Below are 21,106 nucleotides of genomic sequence, written 5' to 3'. Positions count from 1 at the left end.
ACGGACACATAGGTCCGCCCCTACGGGCGGGCTTTCAACCATTTCTCTATCCTGGGATTAAAATCTTCCGGATTTTCAAAATGAAAAGCGTGGCCCAGGTTTTCGTATAAATAAATTTCGGCGTTGGGGATTGCTTCGGCAATTTCCTTTCCCATCCACGGGGGCGTGAAAATATCCGCATCACCACCGATGACCAGCGTAGGTACTTTTATTTTTCCTAAATCATCGTACACATTTTGATTGATGCAGGCAGCGGCTTGGCCAGCCAGTCCGTGCAGCGGTTGCGGGAAAGCGGGGTCTTGCTTACGGTCTTTTTCTAAATCCGCACGTTTCTCGTCGTCGTCCCAAGTACTTTTTGAGAAAATCAGCAGCTGAATATATAAGCTAAATTCTTCGGGTGTGAACCGTGCTTTACAGTCCACCATATGTTCAAAAATTCCTTTGGCCATCGCATCGCAGCGGGCCCAGGGACACATAAGTACCATGGAACTTACTTTATCGGGATGCCGCAGGGCCAGTTGCAGCGCAATGGCCCCGCCCATGGACACACCTACAACGCGAACCTTTTCTAAACCCAAATGATCCAACAGACCCGCGTGATCGTCGGCCATTTCGGCGGTAGTGTAGTCGCCCGAAGGCTTGTCAGTCAGCCCGACGCCCCGGTTATCGGGTAAAATGCAACGGAAGCTTTTTTCCCAGGCCGATACATGTGGTTCCCACACCGAGCCATCGGCGGTGATGCCCATGATGAGCAGCAATGGCTCGCCGGAGCCACGTTCCTGGTAGTGGAGATTTATTCCGTTGGATTCTATGGTAGGCATTTTAGAGCTATCGGCAGTCGGCTTTCGGCCTTTTTTGTTTTTAAATCTTAATACAACTCAGGACTGAATTCGAATCAAGCAACCAATCGGTTTTCAGCTTTCGACTAGTCGGTAGAGCCAACCACTCGGGCGGCCCATTGCCGAAAGCCGATGACCGACAGCTACTTCAACGCCGGGATCAACTCGTGGGTGATCCAGCGACCATCGTGGAGAGTGACGTGGTCGGGTTCTTCGACGGCCATTTCGGCTTCGTCCTCGCAGACAATCCAGCCTGAGTAGTTCTGGTCTTTAAGCCATTGAGTAATAGCTAGCAAATTCACTTTCCCCTGTCCCATGAGGGCGAATTCCGGCTCGCCGTCCCAATCCTTGTAGTGAACATGATTAATGAGCGAGGCATATTTCTGCATCATTTCCAGTGGGTCCATATCGCCGTTGATGATGTGCCCCACGTCCGGCGTCCATCCCGTTACGGAAGTATCCAGCCCTTCCAATACTACACGGTAGTCTTCGGCGGTACGGATGATGGAAGTTTTGGGAGAATTGGGATGGAAGCTGCATGGTATCCCCTTATACGAGGCTCGTGCCGAAATACCATTGACAATTTTGACCAGACTCTTGCGGCGATCTTCCAGCTCGTGACGACCCGTGGGGATTTGTACGGTACACAGAATGGCGCCTGGGAAATATTGCAAAAGTTCGATGGCCTGATCGGCCTCGGCTCGTTCGGCGGCAGACTCTTCCGTACCATTCCACTCAAAGGGCAGCGAAAGCGCAGCTAGTTCGATGCCTTGTTCTTTCAGTTTATCGGCCAGTTTTTGCGGGTCTTTTAATGGCCCCATCCAAGGGAAAATAGGCTGGATTCCTGCGAACCCGGCTTTGGCGATTACTTCGATCATGTGATCGAGGCGATTGGCGTGAACGGTGCCATTGCCCGCCATAAACCAGGTGTATACTTCGGAGCCGAAACGGAAAGGAAGCGTGTTTGCGTCAGTCATTTTATTAACAATGGGTGAATATTATTTACTTTTCTCTACTACCTTACCCGGCATGATCAGTGATTCGTAGCCTGCCAGCATACTGGGCTTCACATTGGCCTTATAGCCACTGAAATTAAAGGTAGTTGGGTTATAAGGGCCAACGAGAGCAACATCGTTGTTGGCTTTGATTTTGTTTTCCATGCCCATCGCCCAGAAAGCTGCGTTGATTAGCATCCGGCGGAAACCTTCGTTCAAAATGTCTTCGGAGGCCCCGTGCGTGGTGGTAAAGGCCCGACCCGGCTTGCCGCCTTCAAGTTGGTAGGTGCGCGTCCAGGCAACTGGGACAGGCTGCTTGGTGGGATCGATGGGCGAATCAGGTGTCATGCCGTTCAATGGCTGATCTTTCGCCAGAATTAAACTACCTTCGGTTGGGTCAGCGGTGTAAGCCCCCGATTGTACCCACATATCCTTTACGCCTCTCAGAATGGGGTTATTTTTCTGGCTTTCTTCAATGATCAGCCGTGACGATTGTTTGTGATTGGTACCGTAATGACTCACCCAGGTTTCGCCCAGAACGTATTCGCCGAAACCATTTTTCCACGCTTTTTTTGGCCCGTCATAGCGGTAGTCGTAATGCTGCCAGTTCGGGTGATTTTTAATATTAAAAGCGTGGGTCGAGGTGCGCAGAGCCACGATAGGACCACCGCGCTTCAGGTAGTTATCAAAATGCTGCATTTCCTCATCAGAAAAATCCGAGAAGCGGGTGAAAAGTACCATCAGATCGGCCTTGTCCAGAATTTCCAGTCCACGCAGGTTCGAACCACCCGGCAGAATATTGTCTTCTTCATCAAGGGCAAAAATCACCGTGCAATTGAATCCATAGCGCTTGGCCAGAATCTTAGCCAATTCCGGCAGACTCTCCTCGCTACGGTACTCGTGATCAGTGGCGATCAAAACGATGTTTTTTCCCACTCCCGGCCCTTTATCTCCTTTGTAAACTACCCGATATTTTTCCAAGTCGCCATCCGACTGCGCGAATACGCTGGACACAAAGGTTAGCAATAGAAAACAAGAGGAGAAAACTAATCTTAAAGCACTGTTCATTATCAATTGTCCACTATGAGAAAGTGTTTCGCAACCATCTTTTCAATAAACTTAAACCCATCCTCGGCAATGTCCCAGGGGTCATTGTACTCTCGCCACACCCCGATGGAATTGGCGAAGTCGGGATCGTTACGGGAAAATGCCTCGATGGTCAGCCAACCATCGTATCCAATATCAGCCAGTTTGGCAAAAATCTCGTCCCAGGGCAGATGGCTGCCGCCGGGTGTACCCCGATCATTTTCGCTGATGTGAACGTGAGCCAACACTGATTTCAGCGTGTCAAGGGCCTGGCTGTAGCTTTTTTCCTCCACGTTGGCGTGATGGGTATCGAACATCGCCCGCACATTGGGGTGCCCGGCCATATTCACCAGGCGGTAGAGTTGTTCGGCGGTATTACAGAGATAACACTCGAAGCGGTTGAGGGCCTCGGGCGCAAGGATAATGTTGGCCTGCGCCGCGTACACACCCGCATCGTGTAGCAATGCAGCGGCCCGGCCATATTCTTCGTCCTGAGCGGGTTGCCTGGAAAAATGGGCGTGGGCCGAGTGAAAGGGTCCACAAAGGATTGTCGCTCCCAGGTCGTGCGCCCGGTCGATGCACCATTTGATGCGTTCCAGCGCCTTTTCGCGTACGGCCGCCGACTCACTGACTGGGTTGGTCTCGGGGCTAACAACCGTTACGGCGGTCATACCGAGGCCCAGATCAGCAGCATGCTTACCAAAACTACGATAAGCCGCCGGGTCTTCGGCTGCCCCCACGAAGCATTCTACGCCGTCGTAGCCAATTTTTTTTAGCCGGTCAGCAATCGGATTCAAATCCTCCGAAACTACCGCCGACCAGGCGAGTACGTTGAAACCTATCTTTGTCAAAAGTGTTGATTTGTTTAATCGTTGATTCGTGTAATTGTTGATTTGATTGTGGATGTGTAGGGGCGAACCTATGTGTTCGCCCGATGGCTGGCGCATGCAGGGCGAACACATAGGTTCGCCGGTGCGCCTGTCCGACCCTACATTTCCTTAATCCTCAAATCCCGGTACTGTACTTTCATGGGCGGACCGACGTGGACCTGTACGCCAAGCAAACCTTTTTTCATACTGCTGGTGGCGTCGTTGTCGGTCACGTCACTCATGAGCGTTCCATTGATGTAGTGTTGCAGACGATTGCCCTTCGCAATGATATGAAAGGTATTCCAGTCTTCAGGCTTCACGAGTTTTTTCAGTTCATCCGAAGTACCTAGCGAGCCGGTCACGGTGCGGTTGGTCCAGTTGTTCTTGGCTACTTTGGTACGCACTGCTTCCAGCGAAGCGTCACCCTCGTAAGGATTGATGGTAGAAATCTCGCCCCGGTAGGCCAGCGTCGCGCGCTTACGTTCCTCGTAGTTTTGTCCGGTATAAGTCCTTTTTCCGTCGATATCGGCCTGGTAGCCGCGCAGGGCGTAGGGAACATCGGTTAGTTGGTCGCTGCGGTAGTTGATACCGGAGTTGCCTGCTTCGGTGATTTTGAACTCACCTTTCAGCTCAAAATCGCCTGGCTGGCCACCTTGCCAGATAATAAATGAATTGGTTTTCAGCAGTGTCGACGGGGTGATTTCGCCCGTCAGTGCACCGTCTTCCACACGCCAGTAGGTTGGGTCGCCCTTCCAGCCGTCCAAGGTTTTTCCATCGAAGATTTTCACAAAACCTTTTTCGCTCTTATCTCCCTTTTTCTGGCCAACGCAGGAACTGAAGCCCATTCCGGTCACTAGCAGGGCCAGTACTACCGCCGATAGGTTTACCTTTTTATACTTTTCCAAAATCAGATCTTGAATTAAATTTTACCTGAAATACTTTTTCAGAAACAAGGCAGAATCTCCTGACGGTCATCCTGCCTTGTTTATCCTGATTATTTTCCACCCTTCGAACCTGACGCCGAAGATGAGAACATCTTATCCTTTTCGTTGCCTCCCGATTTCAGGTAAGCAATCAAGTCACGGAGTTCGTCTTCATTCAGGCTGTTGATCAGACCAGGCAGCATGATTGAGGAAGGCGAGTACTGGCTGGAAGCCACGTCCTTTTTGGCAATCTTCACAACCATGTCAGGAGCGAATGGATTTTGGGATACCGTGTAGCTTGTCTTATCCTCATTGGTAATCCGGCCCACGATCGATTCGCCGTTTTTAAGCTCAAAGCGGGTGGCGGCGTACTGATCGGAAATGACCTTGTTGGGCTCAATGATCGATTCCAAGATATCTTTATTCGAGAAACGAGTACCTAGCTGGGTCAGGTCGGGCCCGATGTTGCCGCCTTGTCCGCCCACGACGTGGCAGCGGCCGCAGGTAATGGCGTTGTACATATCCTTACCCTGCTGGTAGTTTCGGCCCGTCAAGTGCGCATCGTCCACGACAGCCAAAGCAGTCTCCACGTCCCATCTCTTCCCAGGACCTTTGGGATATACGCTCTGAGCCAAATCGTTACCGTTTTTAGATAATAATTCGCCGCCGGACATTTTGTCGTAAGCCGCTTTCTTGTCGGCAGGAACGTGGGCCAGGGCCAGATTCCGCGCTTTATCCATGAAGCCGATATAGCTGCGTCCGGCCTGGTATTCAAACGCCTTGCGGAACCACTTCATGTACCGCTCCTGCAGGGCAGGCGTCCAATTGTCTTTAGCCGACGAGAGCATTACCGCCAGGTACGTCTGTTGGGGTGGCGGCATTTTTTCCAGGGTTTTGGCGATGTCCAGTCCGTACTGGGGATTCCGCATGATGAGGTCGGCTGACGACGTAGCCGTCATACCGCCAGGCATCATGCTGGTATCCTCTTTTTTATCCATCAAAGCCAGCGTTTTTTCGATCACGCCGGGAGCCTGTAGCGTCACCAGCATCCGGGCGAGCGAGCGGTTCAGTTCACCGGAGTTGGACGGGTAGCTGGGGTTCAAAGCCGCGATGATTTGCTTTTTCTGGGCAGCATCGGGCTCGCCCAGGCGCAGCGTCACCAGCTCGTAGGCTCGGATCAATTCTATTTGCTGAGGTTCGGTCAGACTTTTGAGATTGATCTTCAAAAGGTTGGCGTTCAGCTTGGCCTTGATGTCGCTATCGACACTATCGGTTCGCGCCAGCGCGATTGCGGCCTGAATCGCCGTGACAGGATCTTTTTCGCTCGTAGCCTTGTCCTTCCACTCGCTCAGCGGCTGATGTTCTACGGCGATGCGGGCCGCGTAGCGGATGAAGCGATCGGGATTGTTGAGTTCCGGCCAGGCAGCGGCAATGGCCGCACTGTTCGGACCCGCATGGTACTTTTCCAAACTACGGCGCAACTGGTTTTCTTTATTAACAGGCGGCACACTTACGGAAGATACCAGCGCATCGTTGCCCTTATAATGTACCCGGTACAAATCCGATTCCAGGCGGCGTCCGCCCGTCATAAAGTACAGGGCTCCATCGGGACCAATGACACCGTCGGTCAGGGGCAAGGGTACGCCAGAGAGGAATTCCTCGTGTTCAGCGGTGAAGGTGGAGCCGCTGGGTTTCAGGTGAATCGAGTGGACAATACCGAAGCTCCAATCGAAGGCCAGCAGCGTGTTCTTGTACTTGGCCGGGAATTTGGCGTTACTGGCAAACAACATACTCGTGGGCGAGCCCTGTCCGATGTTGATGACGGGGGGTAGGTTGTCAGGCAGGGCGGGCGACCACTTGCTGTTGCCCGTGCGCCAGCCGAATTCACTACCGCTGGTGGCATGGCAGATGCGCGTCGGGCGGTACCAGGGTGTACCGATGTCCCACTCCATGTCGGCGTCATAGACGAACAAATCGCCTGTATCGTTAAACGCCATATCGAAAGCATTGCGGTAGCCCGCGCTGTACATCACCCAATTGCTGCCGTCAGGCTGCACGTTGGCGACCCAGCCACCGGGTGCCATGCGGTCGTTGGCGTGGCCGCGTGGATCCTTGATAAGCGGAAAAAGATTGTCCTGCTTCCAGGTTTTGGGCAGCAGGTAATCGTCCATCTGGGGCGCATCGGTATGGTTGCCGGAAATCACGTAGAGCGATTTCTTATCGGGCGACATGATGATACTGTGAGGCCCGTGTTCGCCGTTGCCTTCCAGCTCTTTGAGCAGCGTTACCTTATCGTACTGGTCATCGCCGTTGGTGTCCTGCAGACGGTAAAGTCCGCTATGCTTGGGCAAATCCTTCGTCACGCGGTTGTTCACCATTACGTAGAGACTATTGAAAGCATAGAATAGTCCGTGGGCCGTGCCCATGCCCAGCGTATCACCGGGAGTTCCCACTTTGAGGTGCTCTATCTTGGTAGGTTTGGTCGAACCCGAACCGAGGGCGGGGATCGTGAGGCGATACAGGCCACCGTACTGATCGGAGGTGATAAGGCGCCCCTTGTCGTCAAAGCACATCGACACCCAGGAGCCCTGTCCGTTCTGCGACGGGCTGTACAAATGTTCGGCGGCAAAGCCCGGCTGCAGTTTCAGTTTGCTGGCCTTGTCATCGTCCGGGCGGACGTGCGTGGGAGCGAAAGGAGCGACTTTCGCATAAAAAGCGCCTAGCCCTAAAATCACTCCCAAGCCTAGCAGGAGTTTCGGGATGAGCACGTAAAAGCGTTTGCTGGTCATGGGTCTTGTTTTTTATTTGAAAATTCCTGAGATAGCTACCTAACGGAGACAAAGCGGCCGATGTTTTAACCCTGCATCTCCTTTACTTTTTGTTCTGAATAGAAAAAAGCGGGTCACGAGGATAAATTACTTGCGTTTATTGGATCAATTAGCAAAAACAAAAAGAGTGGACTTTCCAGCTTGAGAAAGTCCACTCTTTTTGTATAAAAATCAAAAATATGGGGTCAATGAAGACTCGTCGGCAGGTAGTGGGTACAGCAGGTCAATTTGGGTAAAGGCGTTGCTACGTGGCAACGAACCTTCCGATACCGGGTAATAGTATGCTTCCGGATTAGCCTTGATACGCTGACCATAAGCCGTGATGGTTTCCACTGCTTTCCCGGACCGAAGAAGGTCGAACCAACGCTTATTCTCGAAGGCCAGCTCTACCCTTCTTTCCTGAAAGATAGCATCACGCATGGCCGCTTGCGAGGCTGCTTTGGTATCGGCCAAGCCTGCCCGCTTGCGCACTTGATTCAGGTAGGTTGCTGCTTCGCCAGTCTTACCCTGTTCGTTTAAGGCTTCAGCCATAAACAGCAATACCTCGGAATAACGGTAAATGGGCCAGTTCATGCCATGGTTGCCATTCAAAGCGTGGGGTTTAGCGTACTTCTTAATATAAGGATACACTTTGTTCTTCCGCAGGCTTCCGCTTAAAGTAACATATCCGATAGAAACATCTTTCCGCGTATCGCCCGGTTCGTAGGCCGCGATGATGTCGGGCGTCGGGATGTTATTGCCCTCGCCGCTGAGCGGCTGCGGGTTAGACGTTCCCGTAATCGGCTTAAGTTCCTCGGGTGTCATGGGACGGGGCATGAAGCTATAAAGAAAGTTTCCATTCAAGCCTGCCGACCCTTCCAGAAACTGCACTTCGAATACCGATTCCTTATTGTTCTTGTTTCCGGTAGAGGTGGAAAAAGCATCGACGTAGTTGGGCATCAGAGAATACTCCCCGCTGGTAATCACATCCCGCAGCAACGGCTCGGCCTGGGCCCATTTCTTCTGTTGAATATAAACATTAGCCAACAGCGTTTTGGCGGAGCCGGAGGTAACCCGGCCTGGCTCCTGCTTGGATTTAGCGAACAGGCCCGTAGTAGCCGCCAGGGCGTCCTTCTCAATTTGGGCGTAAAGCTGCTCCGTATTGGCCAGTTCAGCCGCTGCTTCCTGACGGTTAGCGACTGGGGTCAGGTGCAGGGGAGCCCTGCCAAAATAACGAACGAGTTCAAAGTACGCGTAAGCCCGCAGAAACTGAGCCTGCCCTTTCAGATTGGCCTTGGAAGTGGCGTCGAAATCAACATCATCGATCAGCACCAGCACCTGATTGGCGCGGGCGATGATATCGTAGTCGAGGCGATACTGGTTCAATACATGCGTGTTGGTGGTCAGGCCGTCTGCCGTAGGAATGGCGAAGTCGGCGATGTCCTCCTGCTGCTCCGTGGCTCCAAACAGCGGATTTCGGGCGTAGTAGGTGTTATCGGAGTGCATTTCACCCAGCAGCCAGGCCCGGCTGTTGACGATGTCGCGCAATGGCACGTAGGTCGCGTTCACCGCTTGCTGAAAGTCGGCCTCAGTCTTAAAGAAAACAGGTGAACTCAGCTCGGTTTCCGGGAATATTTCCAGGAACTTGCTGTTGCATGCCGAAACCAACAGCGCAAGTGTGAAGAGAAATATGATTGATCTTTTCATTTTAGTTTATGAGTTTAATATCCATGAATTTATGAGCGGCCTGCGGTAGCAGGTTAATACCCATAATCTAAAAATTCAGATTGACCCCAACTGTGAAGGTGCGCGGTACGGGGTAGTTGGAAAGATCCACACCCGGGCTCAAGTTGCCTCCATCGCCTGCTCCATTGCTTTGAGCGCTGGTTTCAGGATTCGGACCGCCCCAGTATTTGGTAAAGATGTATAGCTGTTGGCCCGATGCATACAGACGTGCTGACTTGAAGTACTTGTTCTGCACACTGAAAGTATAGCCCAGCGTCACGTTTTTGATTGTAAAAAACGAGGCGTCAGCAATGAAGCGGCTGTTCATCCAGTCGCGTTCGATACCCGTCACATTACCACCACCCACGGTAGTTCCGTAAAATCCTTTGCCCGGATTCTCTTCGGAACGGAAGCGGTATCTCACCTCATCAACCAGATTGAAAACACCGTCCAGGTTGGCCGTACTATACAGGTGGCGAACCAGCAGCTGGTTGCCGTACGAACCCGACCCCACAATGCTCAGGTCGAAGTTACCGTAGCGCAGGTTGTTGGTAATACCGTAAATGAATTTAGGAAATGGATTGCCAATAATGGTACGGTCGTCAAAGTCGCCGCCCCGTGTTATGACTCCGTCGCCATTGATGTCCACCAACTTGATACTACCTATCGTGGAGCGTCCCGGTACCTGCGGCGAACCGTCCAGGTCGGCTTTGTTGAGGTACACTCCATCGGCCAGGTGCCCGTAAAACTGCCCGAATGGCTTGCCTACTTGTGTGATATGGAATGTGCCATACACCCTGTCGATCCCATCGGCCAGGGCAAGTACCTCGTTTCGGTTGAACGAAATGTTGGCATTGGTCGTCCACTGCAGTTTACCGGTCGTGTTACGGCTGGTTACCGCAAACTCATGCCCCCAGAACTTGATTTCGCCAATATTGTCGGCAAAACTACTGAAGCCCGATTCCTGCGGCACCTGCACATTGTAAAGCAGGTTAGTCGTCCGCTTAGTATAGTAGTCATAAGTAAGCTGGAGGCGATCATTGAAGAATCCCATATCAAGGCCCATGTCGAATTGCTTGGTAGTTTCCCAGCCCAGGTTGGTGTTAGCCAATGAATTCACGACAGCACCTGCTGCAATGTTGTTGCCAAAGGCGGCATTGACGGTATTGTTGATCCGGGCATATTGGGTGTAGTTACCGATGTTGTTATTCCCCGTAATACCGTAGCTCGCGCGCAGTTTGAGGAATGACACTTTGGGCATTTCCTGCATAAAATTCTCGTCAGAAATCACCCAGCCGGCTGAAACCGAGGGAAAAGTACCCCAGCGATTGTCGGCTCCGAAGCGCGACGAACCATCGGTACGGATCGCAGCGGTCAGCAGATATTTACCTTTATAGTTATAGGTAAGCCGCGACAGAAACGAGCTCAGGCTCCACTCCTGTACACCACTATTGGTGCCGCCCCGGTTGATGTTGATACCACCCTGCACCGTGGGCAAGCGGTCATCAGCGTAGGTATCGGCCTGGATACGAAAGTTTTCCCGCCGAAAGCGCTGATTGGTAAAGCCACCCAGCAACTCAAAGTTGTGCTCGCCAAAACTGCGGAAGTAGGTTGCCAGGTTTTCGTTCAGCCAGGAGAAGTCGTCGACGGTCTGACGAATGGAGACCGCCGTCGTAGGAATGGGCACGTTTATCGCGCTCGTAGCCGTGGAAGGGTTGAAAAAGAAAAACTTGGAATTCCGCAATTCGGCGTTGATGGTCGATTTGAGCATCAGGCCCTTGATAGGCCGGTATTCTACGTAGCCATTGGTCAGAATGTTGACGTCCTTCGTTTCGTTGGTCAGCTCCTGCGCCGCCCGGACCCAGTTGGGATACGCGAAAATATTCCCTGTGTTCCCGGGGAATCGGTTGAAAAGGGTCAACTCGCCATTATCCTGGTAGATCGGCATGATCGGCCAGGTGTGCAGGGCGTTGAAGAGGATGCCCGTCCCCCGGTCACCGTCGGTGCGGGGTGTGTTGTCGAACACATAGCTCGGTGCAATATTGAAACCAATCTTGACTTTATCTGAAATCGCGTAATCCAGATTCATTCGTAGCGAATAGCGCTTGTACTCGTTGTTGAGTACTACACCCTGCTGATTGAAAACCCCTGCCACGATCGCCGTGTTGACCTTCTCTTTGTTGGACGTAATCGTCAGGTTGTAGCTCTGGATGGGTGCCCGCCGCAGCAATGCATCGTACCAGTCATTGTTCTTACCTTCATACTGCGAAGGATTTTGAAAAATATCAGGAACGGGCTGTCCGGCATCTTCATAGTATTCCTTCTTAAATTGCGCAAAACCTACAGCATCGAGCATCTTGATCCGCCCCCTCATGGGTACGTCCTGGATACCTGCGAAAGCGTTCAGGCTTACGTTGGTCTGCCCTGTCTTGCCCCTCTTGGTAGTTATAAGTACCACGCCGTTGGCGGCACGTGAACCATAAAGTGAAGTTGAAGCCGCATCTTTCAGGATTGTGATATCCTCGACTTCATCGGGATTGATATTGCTGATGTCGCCCGAAATCGGGAAACCATCGATCACGTACAGCGGATCACTACCACCCGAAACCGACAACTGACCCCGAATACGAATATTCATGCCTTGTCCGGGTTTACCCGTGGTTTGGTTGATTTGAACGCCCGCAAGACGCCCCTGCAATTTTTGCGAAATCTGCGAAACCGGAATGTCTTTGATTTCCGCCGCGCTGACAGTTTGCACAGCGCCCGTGATTTCTTTCTTCACCTGGCTGCCATAGCCCACAACTACCACTTCCGAAAGCGATTTTGTGTCGACAGTCATCTTGATGTTGATTACGGAACGACCGTTGATGGCTTCTTCTACGCTCAAAAACCCAACGTAGGAAAACACTAAAGTACCATTATCGCCGGGCGTACTCAGCGAGTAGGTTCCTGCCGCATCGGTGGTGGTTCCGGTGTTGGAGCCTTTCAGCACTACGCTTACTCCCGGCAGTGGCAGTCCGGCGTCATCGGTCACTTTCCCCGTAATAGCCGCCGCCAAAGCAGAGGTACTGAATGGGGTTTCGGCAAAAATTGGCGTAGAGAAGAGGGTTATCAGTAAAAGGGAAAGCATTAGGAACGGCAGCAAACCCCGCCTTGGTGACGGGCGCTCCGATCCGCGAAATTGTAATTGTCGCGATTCGTTCATAGTTTTAAACGTTTTATTTTGATAAAGATGAAACGCTGCACCTTGCATCCTTCTCCCCAGAATAATGCAAAATGAAGGTGTTGATTTTGCCGATCGTGGTGACACACGGTCGGCTTTTTTGTACATTAGGTTGTCATCATAGGCTAAGGTCCTGAATGATTAGTGGTTTAGAAATAGTTTGTTACTGTTCACTATAAAAAGTCACATATCCTGATTCTCTACTAAGAAACTTGGGTAGTTTGTCTGAATGAAGGTCTCCAATAGATCGAATTCGATTTATTTCATAAAAAATATATTAAGTGCAAATTTATGATTGCTGTCTTTCCAACCGTCCTACACTGTCTTGCTACAATCCAGAAAAGTTGATCCGAAGGGAGTTTTATAGATTGAGTTTCAGCTTCCTGTTGATCATAGTGTCAAGGCGAAAAAAATCAAAAAAATAATGATAAATTTTCATCAATAAGACAGGATAACCCCTACTGACAGATCACAGCACATTCACCTATTGGAGTGGGGTAATCTCCTCTTCCAGAGATCATTGACAGAAGAACAGGAGCTAATCACTACAAATATCCCCCCCTGTTGCTTTGATGAAAAATAGCCTTGCTCCCCAAGTATGGCACGTCCCAAAGCATTCACCGAAGAATAGGTACTTGAAAAAGCAATTCACCCCTTCTTGGAGAAGGGCTATGCTACTACCTCCATGCAAGACCTGGTCGATAGTATGGGAATCAATTGGGCAAGCCTTTAAGATTCAAGCACCAGTTGTATCATAAAGTCCAGTAAAGTCATAGGGAGAAAACGTGCCACGTGCTGAAGGAAGCGATGGCCAGGTAATCCTTCCACCGCCAGAAGAGTAGGCACATGATCTGTCATGTTGACTGACATCATCCGTGCAGCACAAACCGAGGGCGAAATCAGTACCGCCGACTCAGCCGAAAACCTGGCAGACTTCGTGCAATGTACTATCAGTGGTATGCGGGTGTTGGTTTAGGTGCACCGATCCCTGTTTTCCGGCCAGGCTACTCCCAGCCGCCGCCCAGGGAGCGGTACAAACTTACCAGTGCCTGAAACCTGCGCTGTTGAATAGTAGTCCTTTCAAGTTCTGCCTCCAGTACTGATTTTTGGGCTGTAATGACTTCCAAGTAAGTAGCGTAGCCCGCCAGAAACAAATCGTTGGAGATGGACACCCCTTGCTGCAATGCGGTGGTTTCAATTTCTTTCAGCAGCGCGATTTTCTGCATATTATCCAGCGTTCGCAGGTTTAGAGCCGTTTCCTGATAGGCGGTCAGAACGGTTTTATTGTAATTATAAAGCGCTTCGGTGGCCTGTGCCTGCGCTCTCCTCTGCCCCGCTTTAAGGGGTTTCCGGTTAATGATGGGGGCAGTCAGGCCACCAACCAGCCCGAAAGCCAGCGAAGCCGGATTGAACAGAACTGAGCTACGAAACGCATTGAAACCTACATAAGGGGTGATGGTAAGTGAAGGCAAAAACGCCAATCGGGCGGATTGGAGGTCGGCTTCGTAGGCACGGAGTTCCAGTTCGGCCTGCTGTACATCGGGACGGCGGCGCAGCATCTGGGCGGGAATGCCCACGCCAATCTTGTCGGGCCATTCCTGTTCCAGAATAGGCGCGCCACGCTTGATGGGTTGCGTAAAGCGTCCCAGCAGCAAGTTAATCCGGTTTTCGTCCTCCATGATTTGCTGCTCGATCCGAATGGCCCGCGTCTGGGTATTGAACAACTGAGCTGTGAACTGTCGCACCGCTAGTTCATTAGCCCGGCCGGCTTCTTTTTGGATAACAATGGTCTCAACTGCTTCTTTTTGTAATAATCGGTTTCGTTCGATAATTTCCAACTCATTATCCAGTGTCAGCAGCTCATAGTAGAGCCGGGCGATTTCAGCTACAATATTGGTTACCACAAGTTGACGCGCTTTTTCCGACGCCATAAATCGCAGTAGTGCGGACTTGCGGCGGGTACGTAGTTTCCCCCAGATATCGACCTCCCAACTACTTCTTGCCCCCAGAAAATACTCCGGCAATGGGTTGGTCATGCGCTGATCGGGATTGATGTTGTCGGAGAAATTGGTGTCGTAGTTACCCACCCCTTCCTGGGTATATTCACCGTAGCGCCGAATCCCCCCCGATGCCTCGGCACTGACGCTCGGCAACAGGGCGGCCTCGCGATCCCACAGGTCGGCCCGGGCCAGTTCGATGCGCTGGAAAGCCATGGCAATGTCCTGGTTGCGCTGTAGGGCGGTATCGATCAAAGCCACCAGATTGGTATCGGTGAAGAAGGTGCTGATTTGCATATTGCCTATGCTGGCGCTGTCCATTCTTTCGAGGAAAGTTCGGGGCGTCTGCAAGGGCTTTTTCTCCGGTAGCGGCGTCATGAGTTTGCAGCCGTAGAGGGTCAGGAGCGCAATAGCAAAAAGTACCTTTTTATACAAAAACTTGAATAGGAAGCGCATTATCTACTTTCAATTTTCACTAACTAAAACTTTCCTCCACGGCTGGTTCGGCCTTCTCGGTAACGGGCTTGTCTTTTTTCTTTTCGCCCAAACTGGCAAACAGGAAGTACAAGCCCGGAATCAGAATTACCCCGAAAAGGGTCCCGATGAACATGCCGCCCGCTGCTGCGGTACCGATGGAACGGTTGCCCAGAGCTCCCGCTCCGGTGGCGATCGTGAGTGGAATCAGCCCCGCGATAAAGGCAAAGGAGGTCATCAGAATGGGTCGAAGTCGCTCGGTGGCCCCTTCCTGCACCGCTGCCAGCACCGAAAGGCCTTCTTTCTGACGCAAGATGGCGTACTCGACGATCAGAATGGCATTTTTTCCCAAAAGACCAATCAGCATTACCAGCGAAACCTGGGCGTAGATGTTATTCTCCAATCCCAGCAATTTCAGTGAAAGGAATGCGCCAAAAATGCCCGTAGGCAGCGAAAGAAGTACCGGTAACGGTAGCAAAAAGCTCTCGTACTGCGCTGCCAGCAACAAGTACACAAAGACCAGGCACACGATAAAAATGTAAATAGCCTGATCGCCCGAAGCGATCTCTTCCCGCGTCATGCCCGACCACTCGTATGAGAAACCCTTGGGTAGTGTTTTGGCGGCAATTTCCTCCACGGCCCGGATAGCGTCGCCACTACTGAAACCGGGCGAGGGTTCGCCGCTGATCATGGCGGATGTGAACATATTGTAGCGCGTCAACTGCTCAGGGCCATACACCCGCTCAAGGCGGATGAAGGTAGAGTAAGAAACCATCTCGCCCTGATCGTTTTTGACGAACATGTTCAGAATATCCTCGGGATCGGTACGGTAGCGTGGGTGGGCCTGCACCATAACCTTGTACATCTGCCCGAAACGGATGAAGTTAGAAGTGTAATAACTACCAATAAGCGTTTGCAGCGTACTCATGGCATCCTCGACCGTCACGCCTTTCTTGGCGGCTACGTCCTGGTCTACATGAATGAGGTACTGCGGGAAGTTGGCGTCGAAGTTGGTAAAGGCACCGTTGATCGCCGGGGCCTCTCGCAGGTTGGCGATAAATTCATTGGCCACCTCCGCGGTTTGCTGAAAGTTACCGCTCCCCGTTTTGTCCAGCAAGCGCAGTTCGAATCCGCTGGAATTACCGAAACCCGGTACGGCGGGCGGCGGAAAAAACTCAATGTTGGCGTCGTAGATTTCCTTGGTTTCCTCCTTCATCCGGTCGATGAGCCCGTCCACCGACAAGCTTCGGTCGTCCCAGGGTTTAAGATTAATCATACCCATACCGTAGGATGCCCCGTCGGACTCAGTCAGCAAACTGTAACCCGACAGCGTCGAAACCGACTCGACCTCTTCGATATTGGCGGCGGCTTCCTGCACTGCGTCCAGCACAGCCTCGGTACGCTCGATGGTAGCCCCGGCGGGCGTGGTGACGTTGACATAAAGTACCCCCTGATCCTCGGTGGGTATGAAGCCGGAGGGGAGAATAGTACTGATCCCTACCGTACCCGCGATGAAAGCCAGCAATAGCGCAATCGTAACTACCCGTCGGCCCGCAATGGCACCGATCAAGCCTTTGTACCGGTTGGAGACGGCATCGTAGCCGCGGTTGAAACCCGCAAAAAACTTGTCCAGCGCATTCTTCTTCTTTTTTTCGCCGTGGGTGTCTTTGAGCAAAATGGCGCACAGGGCGGGTGTTAGCGTGAGGGCATTGATACCCGAAATAACGATGGAGATGGCCAGCGTCAGCGAGAACTGACGGTAAAAAACACCCACCGGGCCCGACATGAACGCTACCGGGACAAACACCGCCGACATCACCAGCGTGATGGCCACAATGGCACCGCTGATTTCCTTCATGGCGGCGAAAGTCGCTTCGCGCGGTCCCATGTGCTTTTCGGCCATCTTGGCATGGACCGCCTCCACCACCACAATGGCATTATCCACCACAATACCAATGGCCAGCACCAAGGCAAAAAGCGTCAACAGGTTGATAGAAAAACCCAGCAACTGCATGAACGCGAATGTCCCGATCAGCGCCACCGGAACGGCCAGCGCCGGAATAAGCGTGGAGCGAAAATCCTGCAAAAACAAATAAACAATGAGAAAAACCAGAATGAATGCTTCAAACAGCGTCCTGACTACCTCATGGATAGAAGCATCCAGAAAGCGGGACACATCGTAAGATACCGTGTAGGTCATGCCGGGCGGAAAGGTTTCTTCCTCCAGCTCGGCCACGCGTGCCTTCACGTTGGCGATCACCTCACGGGCGTTGGAACCGGGCCGTTGCTTGAGCATGATGGAAGCCGAGGGACGACCATCGGACTTGGAGGCCATATCGTAGTCGAGCGAGCCGAACTCTATGTCGGCTACGTCGCGTAGTTTCAGCATCGAGCCGTCGCTCTCAGCCCTGATCACAATGTTTTCGTATTGTTCCGGCTCGAACATCTTGCCCGTGTAGCGCAACACGTACTGCAAAGGTGGTGCAATCTTGCCCGAACCCACACCCGATTTTCCCGGCGCTGCCTCCACGTTCTGGGCGCGGATGGCCTCGATCACTTCATCGGTGGATACCTTGTAGCTGACCATCCGCTCGGGTTTGAGCCATACCCGCATTGAATAATCGCGGTGGCCCATGATCTCCGCAAAGCCTACGCCGTCGATGCGCTTCAGTTCGGCCAACACATTGATATCGGCGAAGTTATAGACGAACTTTTCGCCTACCGTGGAGTCGGTGCTGTACACATCGAGGTACAGAAGCATGGAATTCACTTCCTTTTCAGTGATGACACCCGCTTTGATAACCTCTTCGGGTAATTCGTCGATGACGGCCTGCACGCGGTTCTGTACGTTCACCGCCGCCAAATCAGGGTCGGTACCGACCTGGAAGAAGACCGTAATGAGCGTCATGCCGCTGTTGGTAGACACAGACGTCATGTAGGTCATGCCCGGCACGCCATTGATGGCCCGCTCCAGCGGCGTGGCTACGGCTTTGGTACACACCTCCGCATTGGCTCCCACGTAGTTGGTCGTTACCGTAACGGAAGGGGGTACAATTTCGGGAAACTGAGTGATAGGCAGACCAATCAGGGCCAATCCGCCTAATAGAGTGATGACCAGTGAAATAACCAGCGACAATACAGGCCGCTTAATGAAAATGTCAAACATTTAGGGGAAGACTAAGTAATACCGTTCAGGCAATTGTCCGTTGTCGATTATCTTTTCTGCAGTTTAAAGTGAGGCAGGTTTTGGCTTGATCTTGGCCCCATCTTTCAAGGATTGGATTCCCTCATACACGATGCGGTCGCCTTCCTTCAGGCCCGAGCGCACTACATAATAATCGTCAAAGCGCGACTTGGGGACGAAGCTTTTCATATTCACCTGATTGGTGCTATCCACAACGTACACGTAGCTTTTGTCCTGAATCTCGAACACCGCTTTCTGAGGTACCAGAATCGCATCGCTCACGGTATTGGTAAGCAGAATGTTACCAGAAGATCCGTGTTTCAACAGACCGCCGGGATTGGGAAATTGCGCCCGAAAGGCGATGGAACCCGTACTTTCGTCGAACTCGCCCTCCATGGTCTGTATTTGTCCCTTCTCGGGAAAAAGTGAGCCATCCGCCAGTTCAAGGCGAACAACACCGCCGTTGCCGCCGATGTTGTCGCGCTGGGCTTTGATAAATTCCAGGTACTCGTTTTCGGATACTTTAAAGTACACGTAGACATTCCTTGTGTCCGAAAGTGTGGTGAGCTGGGTACCTTCGTCGATCAAGCTTCCCGGTTTGTAGGGAATTCGGTTGATGGCTCCACCGAACGGCGCCCGGATGCGGGTACGGGCGAGGTGAATGTCAGCGTTGGTCTGCGCGGCGTTGGCCTGCTCGATTTTAGCGCGGGCGGCGAGCAGATTTGCCTCCGCCACTTCCCACTCGATTTTGGAAATAATCTTCTTGTCCACCAGCAATTTCAGGCGGCTCACTTCCAGCTCGGCCGCTTTAGCTTCGGCAATCGCACTTTGCAACATCGCTTTGGCTTTTGCACTTTCTACTTTGTACTCTTCATCATTAATCCGGAATAGCGTTTGGCCTTTTTTCACCCCCTCACCTTCATCAACGTAAATCTGCTCCAGGTACCCTTTCACCCGGGCGTAAATCTCCACATTGCGGTTGGCGTTGATTTGCCCCACATATTCGCGTTGCAGGTCAGTGGTCTGTTCTTTAAGCCGAAGTACGGGCAACTCCTGCACTGTGGTTCGGGTCGACCGTTTGCTGGAGTCTTCCTTGCTTTCGGCGGTGCAGCCCGCAAGCACAAGCAAGGTCATGAAATAGGTGAGTAACTGCTTCATAGTGGGGAGTCGAATTTTACCGAAAGGGTTACAAAAATTTCTTTCGGCCGTGTTTGGTCGGTCCTGAGAAAGTTGATTTATGGCTTGTTTGTTTGGAGGTGTATGAAATGAAAACAAAAAAATCATTCCGTCGGAATGTTCAGCGGAATGACTAATTTAAAAAAGGCGGCAGAAAATAGGAAATCTTTCGGGGAATAAAACAAAATCTTATTTTATTATATTGGAAAAATCCAATTATTATTACTGCGCGTATTGAAAGCCTCTGATCGTACTTATACACATATGGTAAGGAGAAAGAATTGTCGCCTGGTAATACATCAGCAATCCGATTTGGATCGTCGTCGAAACGCAAAACCGCAGCGGCCCCTAACTCAGCCCTGGATGCCGGCACACTACCCGAACGAAAAAACTAAAACACCATCTTCATGTTCCGGATAAAGCGCGATCAGCACCTAGCCGGATACGACGTATCTGATGCCACTATCATCGATGGAGAGAGCCTTTTCCCCAAGGTCGAATTTTCAGTAGTTTGGAATCGCCGGGTGATTGTCAATCACGTCGCATCGATATTTTAATTAACCGACAATTAATTAAAATATCGATACCTCTTTTGGAACTTCACAATCCCTCAATTTACGATTCCCCGGTAAGGTACATTGATGTCCATTTTGCCTTTCCAGGTCTTTGGAACAGGCTTACCCAGCTCCCAGTGAATGGCATTGACAACCAACCGCTGGAAGGATTCTACCTGAAAATCTTCAGGGTGACCGATGGTAGTGAAGAACACCCGTGCCCCGGCGGGATTGGTCCACGTCCAGGCGACAGGCTGATCGACGGCATTCTTAGAATTCGGATTAACCGACTTACCCATCAGCAGCCACTCCGCCCCTTTTTTCGGGAAATCAGGCAACACCGTGTAAAGCCAGGATGATACGTGAAATTCGGGATTGACACCCGTGAGTATGGGATGTTTGGCCGCTTCCGGTACGATTCTCACATCAGTGGTACTTTCGTGACCGTAGTGCGTGTGCCTGGCAGCACCGCCCCAGCCGGGTGGCGTACCGAATGCGCGTTCGCCAAATGCGTTCCAGGCTTCAAGCGCGTGGCCCTTGGGGTAGTTGAAAGCGTGCGAACTGGTCCGGAAGCCCATAACCGGCTTGCCTGATTTCAGGTACTCGTCGATGTACACCAACTGCTCCTCGGGCAGCCTCCGCCAACGGAGAAAGAAAACGGCCAGGTCAGCCTCTCGCAGGGCTTCAAGACCGGGGATATTCTCTTCACTGTTCTGGTTAGGGTACGCCTTGATGACTTTCGTACGTATCCCGTAATTTTTTTCCAGTTCTGCCGCCAGAATAGGAAGCGTGGACTCACCGCTGTACTCATGGTCGCCCGCTACGAAGACCACAAGCGGCTTTTTACCATTAGTGGCAGCGGACTTATTGCCTGACGAACTACTCGATGAACAACCTCCCGCTATTACCGCGACAACAAATATAATCAAAACACTTAAAATGAAAGCATTAGGGGTTTTGATATTAGTCAATCGGATTATTTTCATCATGAAAAATTGTTGTAGTTCTTGTTTAAGATAAGCTAGGCAATGATTCTGCAGACTTCTAAGAAAAGGTAGACTAAGTGCATAAGATTAGGAGTAAGCCTTATTTACTCAAAAGCTTTTCAACCTTCCTCAAATTAAACGGATAAAACTACATTCGGGGATGGAAATTTCAGTTTCGAAACTGCTAGTCTCAATTACCTTCCTTTGGCTGGTTTGACGGATAGAAATCATGGGCTTAGCATTTGGGATGTTGCATCCAATAAACACG

General features: G+C 51.6%; 13 protein-coding genes. 1 reads left to right on the top strand and 12 read right to left on the bottom strand.

Going from position 1 to position 21,106, the window contains the following annotated elements; genetic code table 11:
• Positions 1-20: 20 nt before the first annotated feature.
• The 11 genes from IE117_RS04280 to IE117_RS04230 form a co-directional block, all read right to left on the bottom strand.
• Positions 21-821, bottom strand: a complete 801-nt coding sequence (locus IE117_RS04280) for an alpha/beta fold hydrolase (protein WP_189563083.1) — start codon at positions 819-821, stop codon at positions 21-23.
• 161 nt (positions 822-982) lie between these two features.
• The gene (locus IE117_RS04275; protein WP_229580315.1) at positions 983-1,816 is read right to left on the bottom strand and encodes a sugar phosphate isomerase/epimerase family protein; all 834 of its coding nucleotides are present in this window, start codon (positions 1,814-1,816) and stop codon (positions 983-985) included.
• Between the two features lie 21 nt (positions 1,817-1,837).
• Positions 1,838-2,848 (bottom strand): ThuA domain-containing protein, encoded by a 1,011-nt coding sequence (locus IE117_RS04270; protein ID WP_229580313.1) that lies wholly within the window; start codon positions 2,846-2,848, stop codon positions 1,838-1,840.
• Between the two features lie 56 nt (positions 2,849-2,904).
• Positions 2,905-3,771, bottom strand: coding sequence for a sugar phosphate isomerase/epimerase family protein (locus IE117_RS04265; RefSeq protein ID WP_189563081.1), 867 nt, complete (start codon positions 3,769-3,771; stop codon positions 2,905-2,907).
• A gap of 137 nt (positions 3,772-3,908) precedes the next feature.
• Complete coding sequence (locus tag IE117_RS04260; RefSeq protein WP_189564230.1) at positions 3,909-4,634, bottom strand: 3-keto-disaccharide hydrolase; 726 nt, start codon at positions 4,632-4,634, stop codon at positions 3,909-3,911.
• 149 nt (positions 4,635-4,783) lie between these two features.
• Positions 4,784-7,501 (bottom strand): c-type cytochrome, encoded by a 2,718-nt coding sequence (locus IE117_RS04255; RefSeq protein ID WP_189563080.1) that lies wholly within the window; start codon positions 7,499-7,501, stop codon positions 4,784-4,786.
• 210 nt (positions 7,502-7,711) lie between these two features.
• On the bottom strand, positions 7,712-9,226 hold the full coding sequence (locus IE117_RS04250) for a RagB/SusD family nutrient uptake outer membrane protein (RefSeq protein WP_189563079.1): 1,515 nt from the start codon (positions 9,224-9,226) through the stop codon (positions 7,712-7,714).
• 67 nt (positions 9,227-9,293) lie between these two features.
• A complete protein-coding gene (locus tag IE117_RS04245; protein ID WP_229580311.1) occupies positions 9,294-12,374 on the bottom strand; it encodes a SusC/RagA family TonB-linked outer membrane protein in 3,081 nt (1,026 codons plus the stop codon).
• Between the two features lie 1,097 nt (positions 12,375-13,471).
• Entirely contained in the window at positions 13,472-14,920 is a 1,449-nt protein-coding gene (locus IE117_RS04240; RefSeq protein ID WP_189563077.1) for an efflux transporter outer membrane subunit, read from the bottom strand.
• Between the two features lie 19 nt (positions 14,921-14,939).
• On the bottom strand, positions 14,940-18,104 hold the full coding sequence (locus tag IE117_RS04235) for an efflux RND transporter permease subunit (protein ID WP_189563076.1): 3,165 nt from the start codon (positions 18,102-18,104) through the stop codon (positions 14,940-14,942).
• A 63-nt stretch (positions 18,105-18,167) separates the two neighbouring features.
• The gene (locus tag IE117_RS04230) at positions 18,168-19,280 is read right to left on the bottom strand and encodes an efflux RND transporter periplasmic adaptor subunit (RefSeq protein ID WP_189563075.1); all 1,113 of its coding nucleotides are present in this window, start codon (positions 19,278-19,280) and stop codon (positions 18,168-18,170) included.
• A gap of 425 nt (positions 19,281-19,705) precedes the next feature.
• On the opposite strand from IE117_RS04230, the gene IE117_RS04225 reads away from it, so the two are divergent.
• Complete coding sequence (locus IE117_RS04225) at positions 19,706-19,855, top strand: hypothetical protein (RefSeq protein WP_189563074.1); 150 nt, start codon at positions 19,706-19,708, stop codon at positions 19,853-19,855.
• Positions 19,856-19,908: 53 nt separating this feature from the next.
• Here IE117_RS04225 and IE117_RS04220 read toward each other — a convergent pair whose 3' ends face one another.
• On the bottom strand, positions 19,909-20,841 hold the full coding sequence (locus tag IE117_RS04220; RefSeq protein ID WP_229580309.1) for a ThuA domain-containing protein: 933 nt from the start codon (positions 20,839-20,841) through the stop codon (positions 19,909-19,911).
• Between the last annotated feature and the right edge of the window lie 265 nt (positions 20,842-21,106).

It is taken from the genome of Persicitalea jodogahamensis (genome assembly GCF_014651615.1).
GTDB lineage: Bacteria > Bacteroidota > Bacteroidia > Cytophagales > Spirosomataceae > Persicitalea > Persicitalea jodogahamensis.
Note: the sequence above shows the minus strand (reverse complement) of the source record. Positions and strands in the feature narration are given on the sequence as shown.

Excerpts from the sequence above, each read along its gene's own strand:
- IE117_RS04280 (WP_189563083.1), bottom strand. The coding sequence starts at position 821 with ATGCCTACCATAGAATCCAACGGAATAAATCTCCACTACCAGGAACGT.
- IE117_RS04275 (WP_229580315.1), bottom strand. The coding sequence starts at position 1,816 with ATGACTGACGCAAACACGCTTCCTTTCCGTTTCGGCTCCGAAGTATAC.
- IE117_RS04260 (WP_189564230.1), bottom strand. The coding sequence starts at position 4,634 with ATGGGCTTCAGTTCCTGCGTTGGCCAGAAAAAGGGAGATAAGAGCGAA.
- IE117_RS04255 (WP_189563080.1), bottom strand. The coding sequence starts at position 7,501 with ATGACCAGCAAACGCTTTTACGTGCTCATCCCGAAACTCCTGCTAGGC.
- IE117_RS04250 (WP_189563079.1), bottom strand. The coding sequence starts at position 9,226 with ATGAAAAGATCAATCATATTTCTCTTCACACTTGCGCTGTTGGTTTCG.
- IE117_RS04245 (WP_229580311.1), bottom strand. The coding sequence starts at position 12,374 with ATGCTTTCCCTTTTACTGATAACCCTCTTCTCTACGCCAATTTTTGCC.
- IE117_RS04240 (WP_189563077.1), bottom strand. The coding sequence starts at position 14,920 with ATGCGCTTCCTATTCAAGTTTTTGTATAAAAAGGTACTTTTTGCTATT.
- IE117_RS04235 (WP_189563076.1), bottom strand. The coding sequence starts at position 18,104 with ATGTTTGACATTTTCATTAAGCGGCCTGTATTGTCGCTGGTTATTTCA.
- IE117_RS04230 (WP_189563075.1), bottom strand. The coding sequence starts at position 19,280 with ATGAAGCAGTTACTCACCTATTTCATGACCTTGCTTGTGCTTGCGGGC.
- IE117_RS04225 (WP_189563074.1), top strand. The coding sequence starts at position 19,706 with ATGTTCCGGATAAAGCGCGATCAGCACCTAGCCGGATACGACGTATCT.
- IE117_RS04220 (WP_229580309.1), bottom strand. The coding sequence starts at position 20,841 with ATGATGAAAATAATCCGATTGACTAATATCAAAACCCCTAATGCTTTC.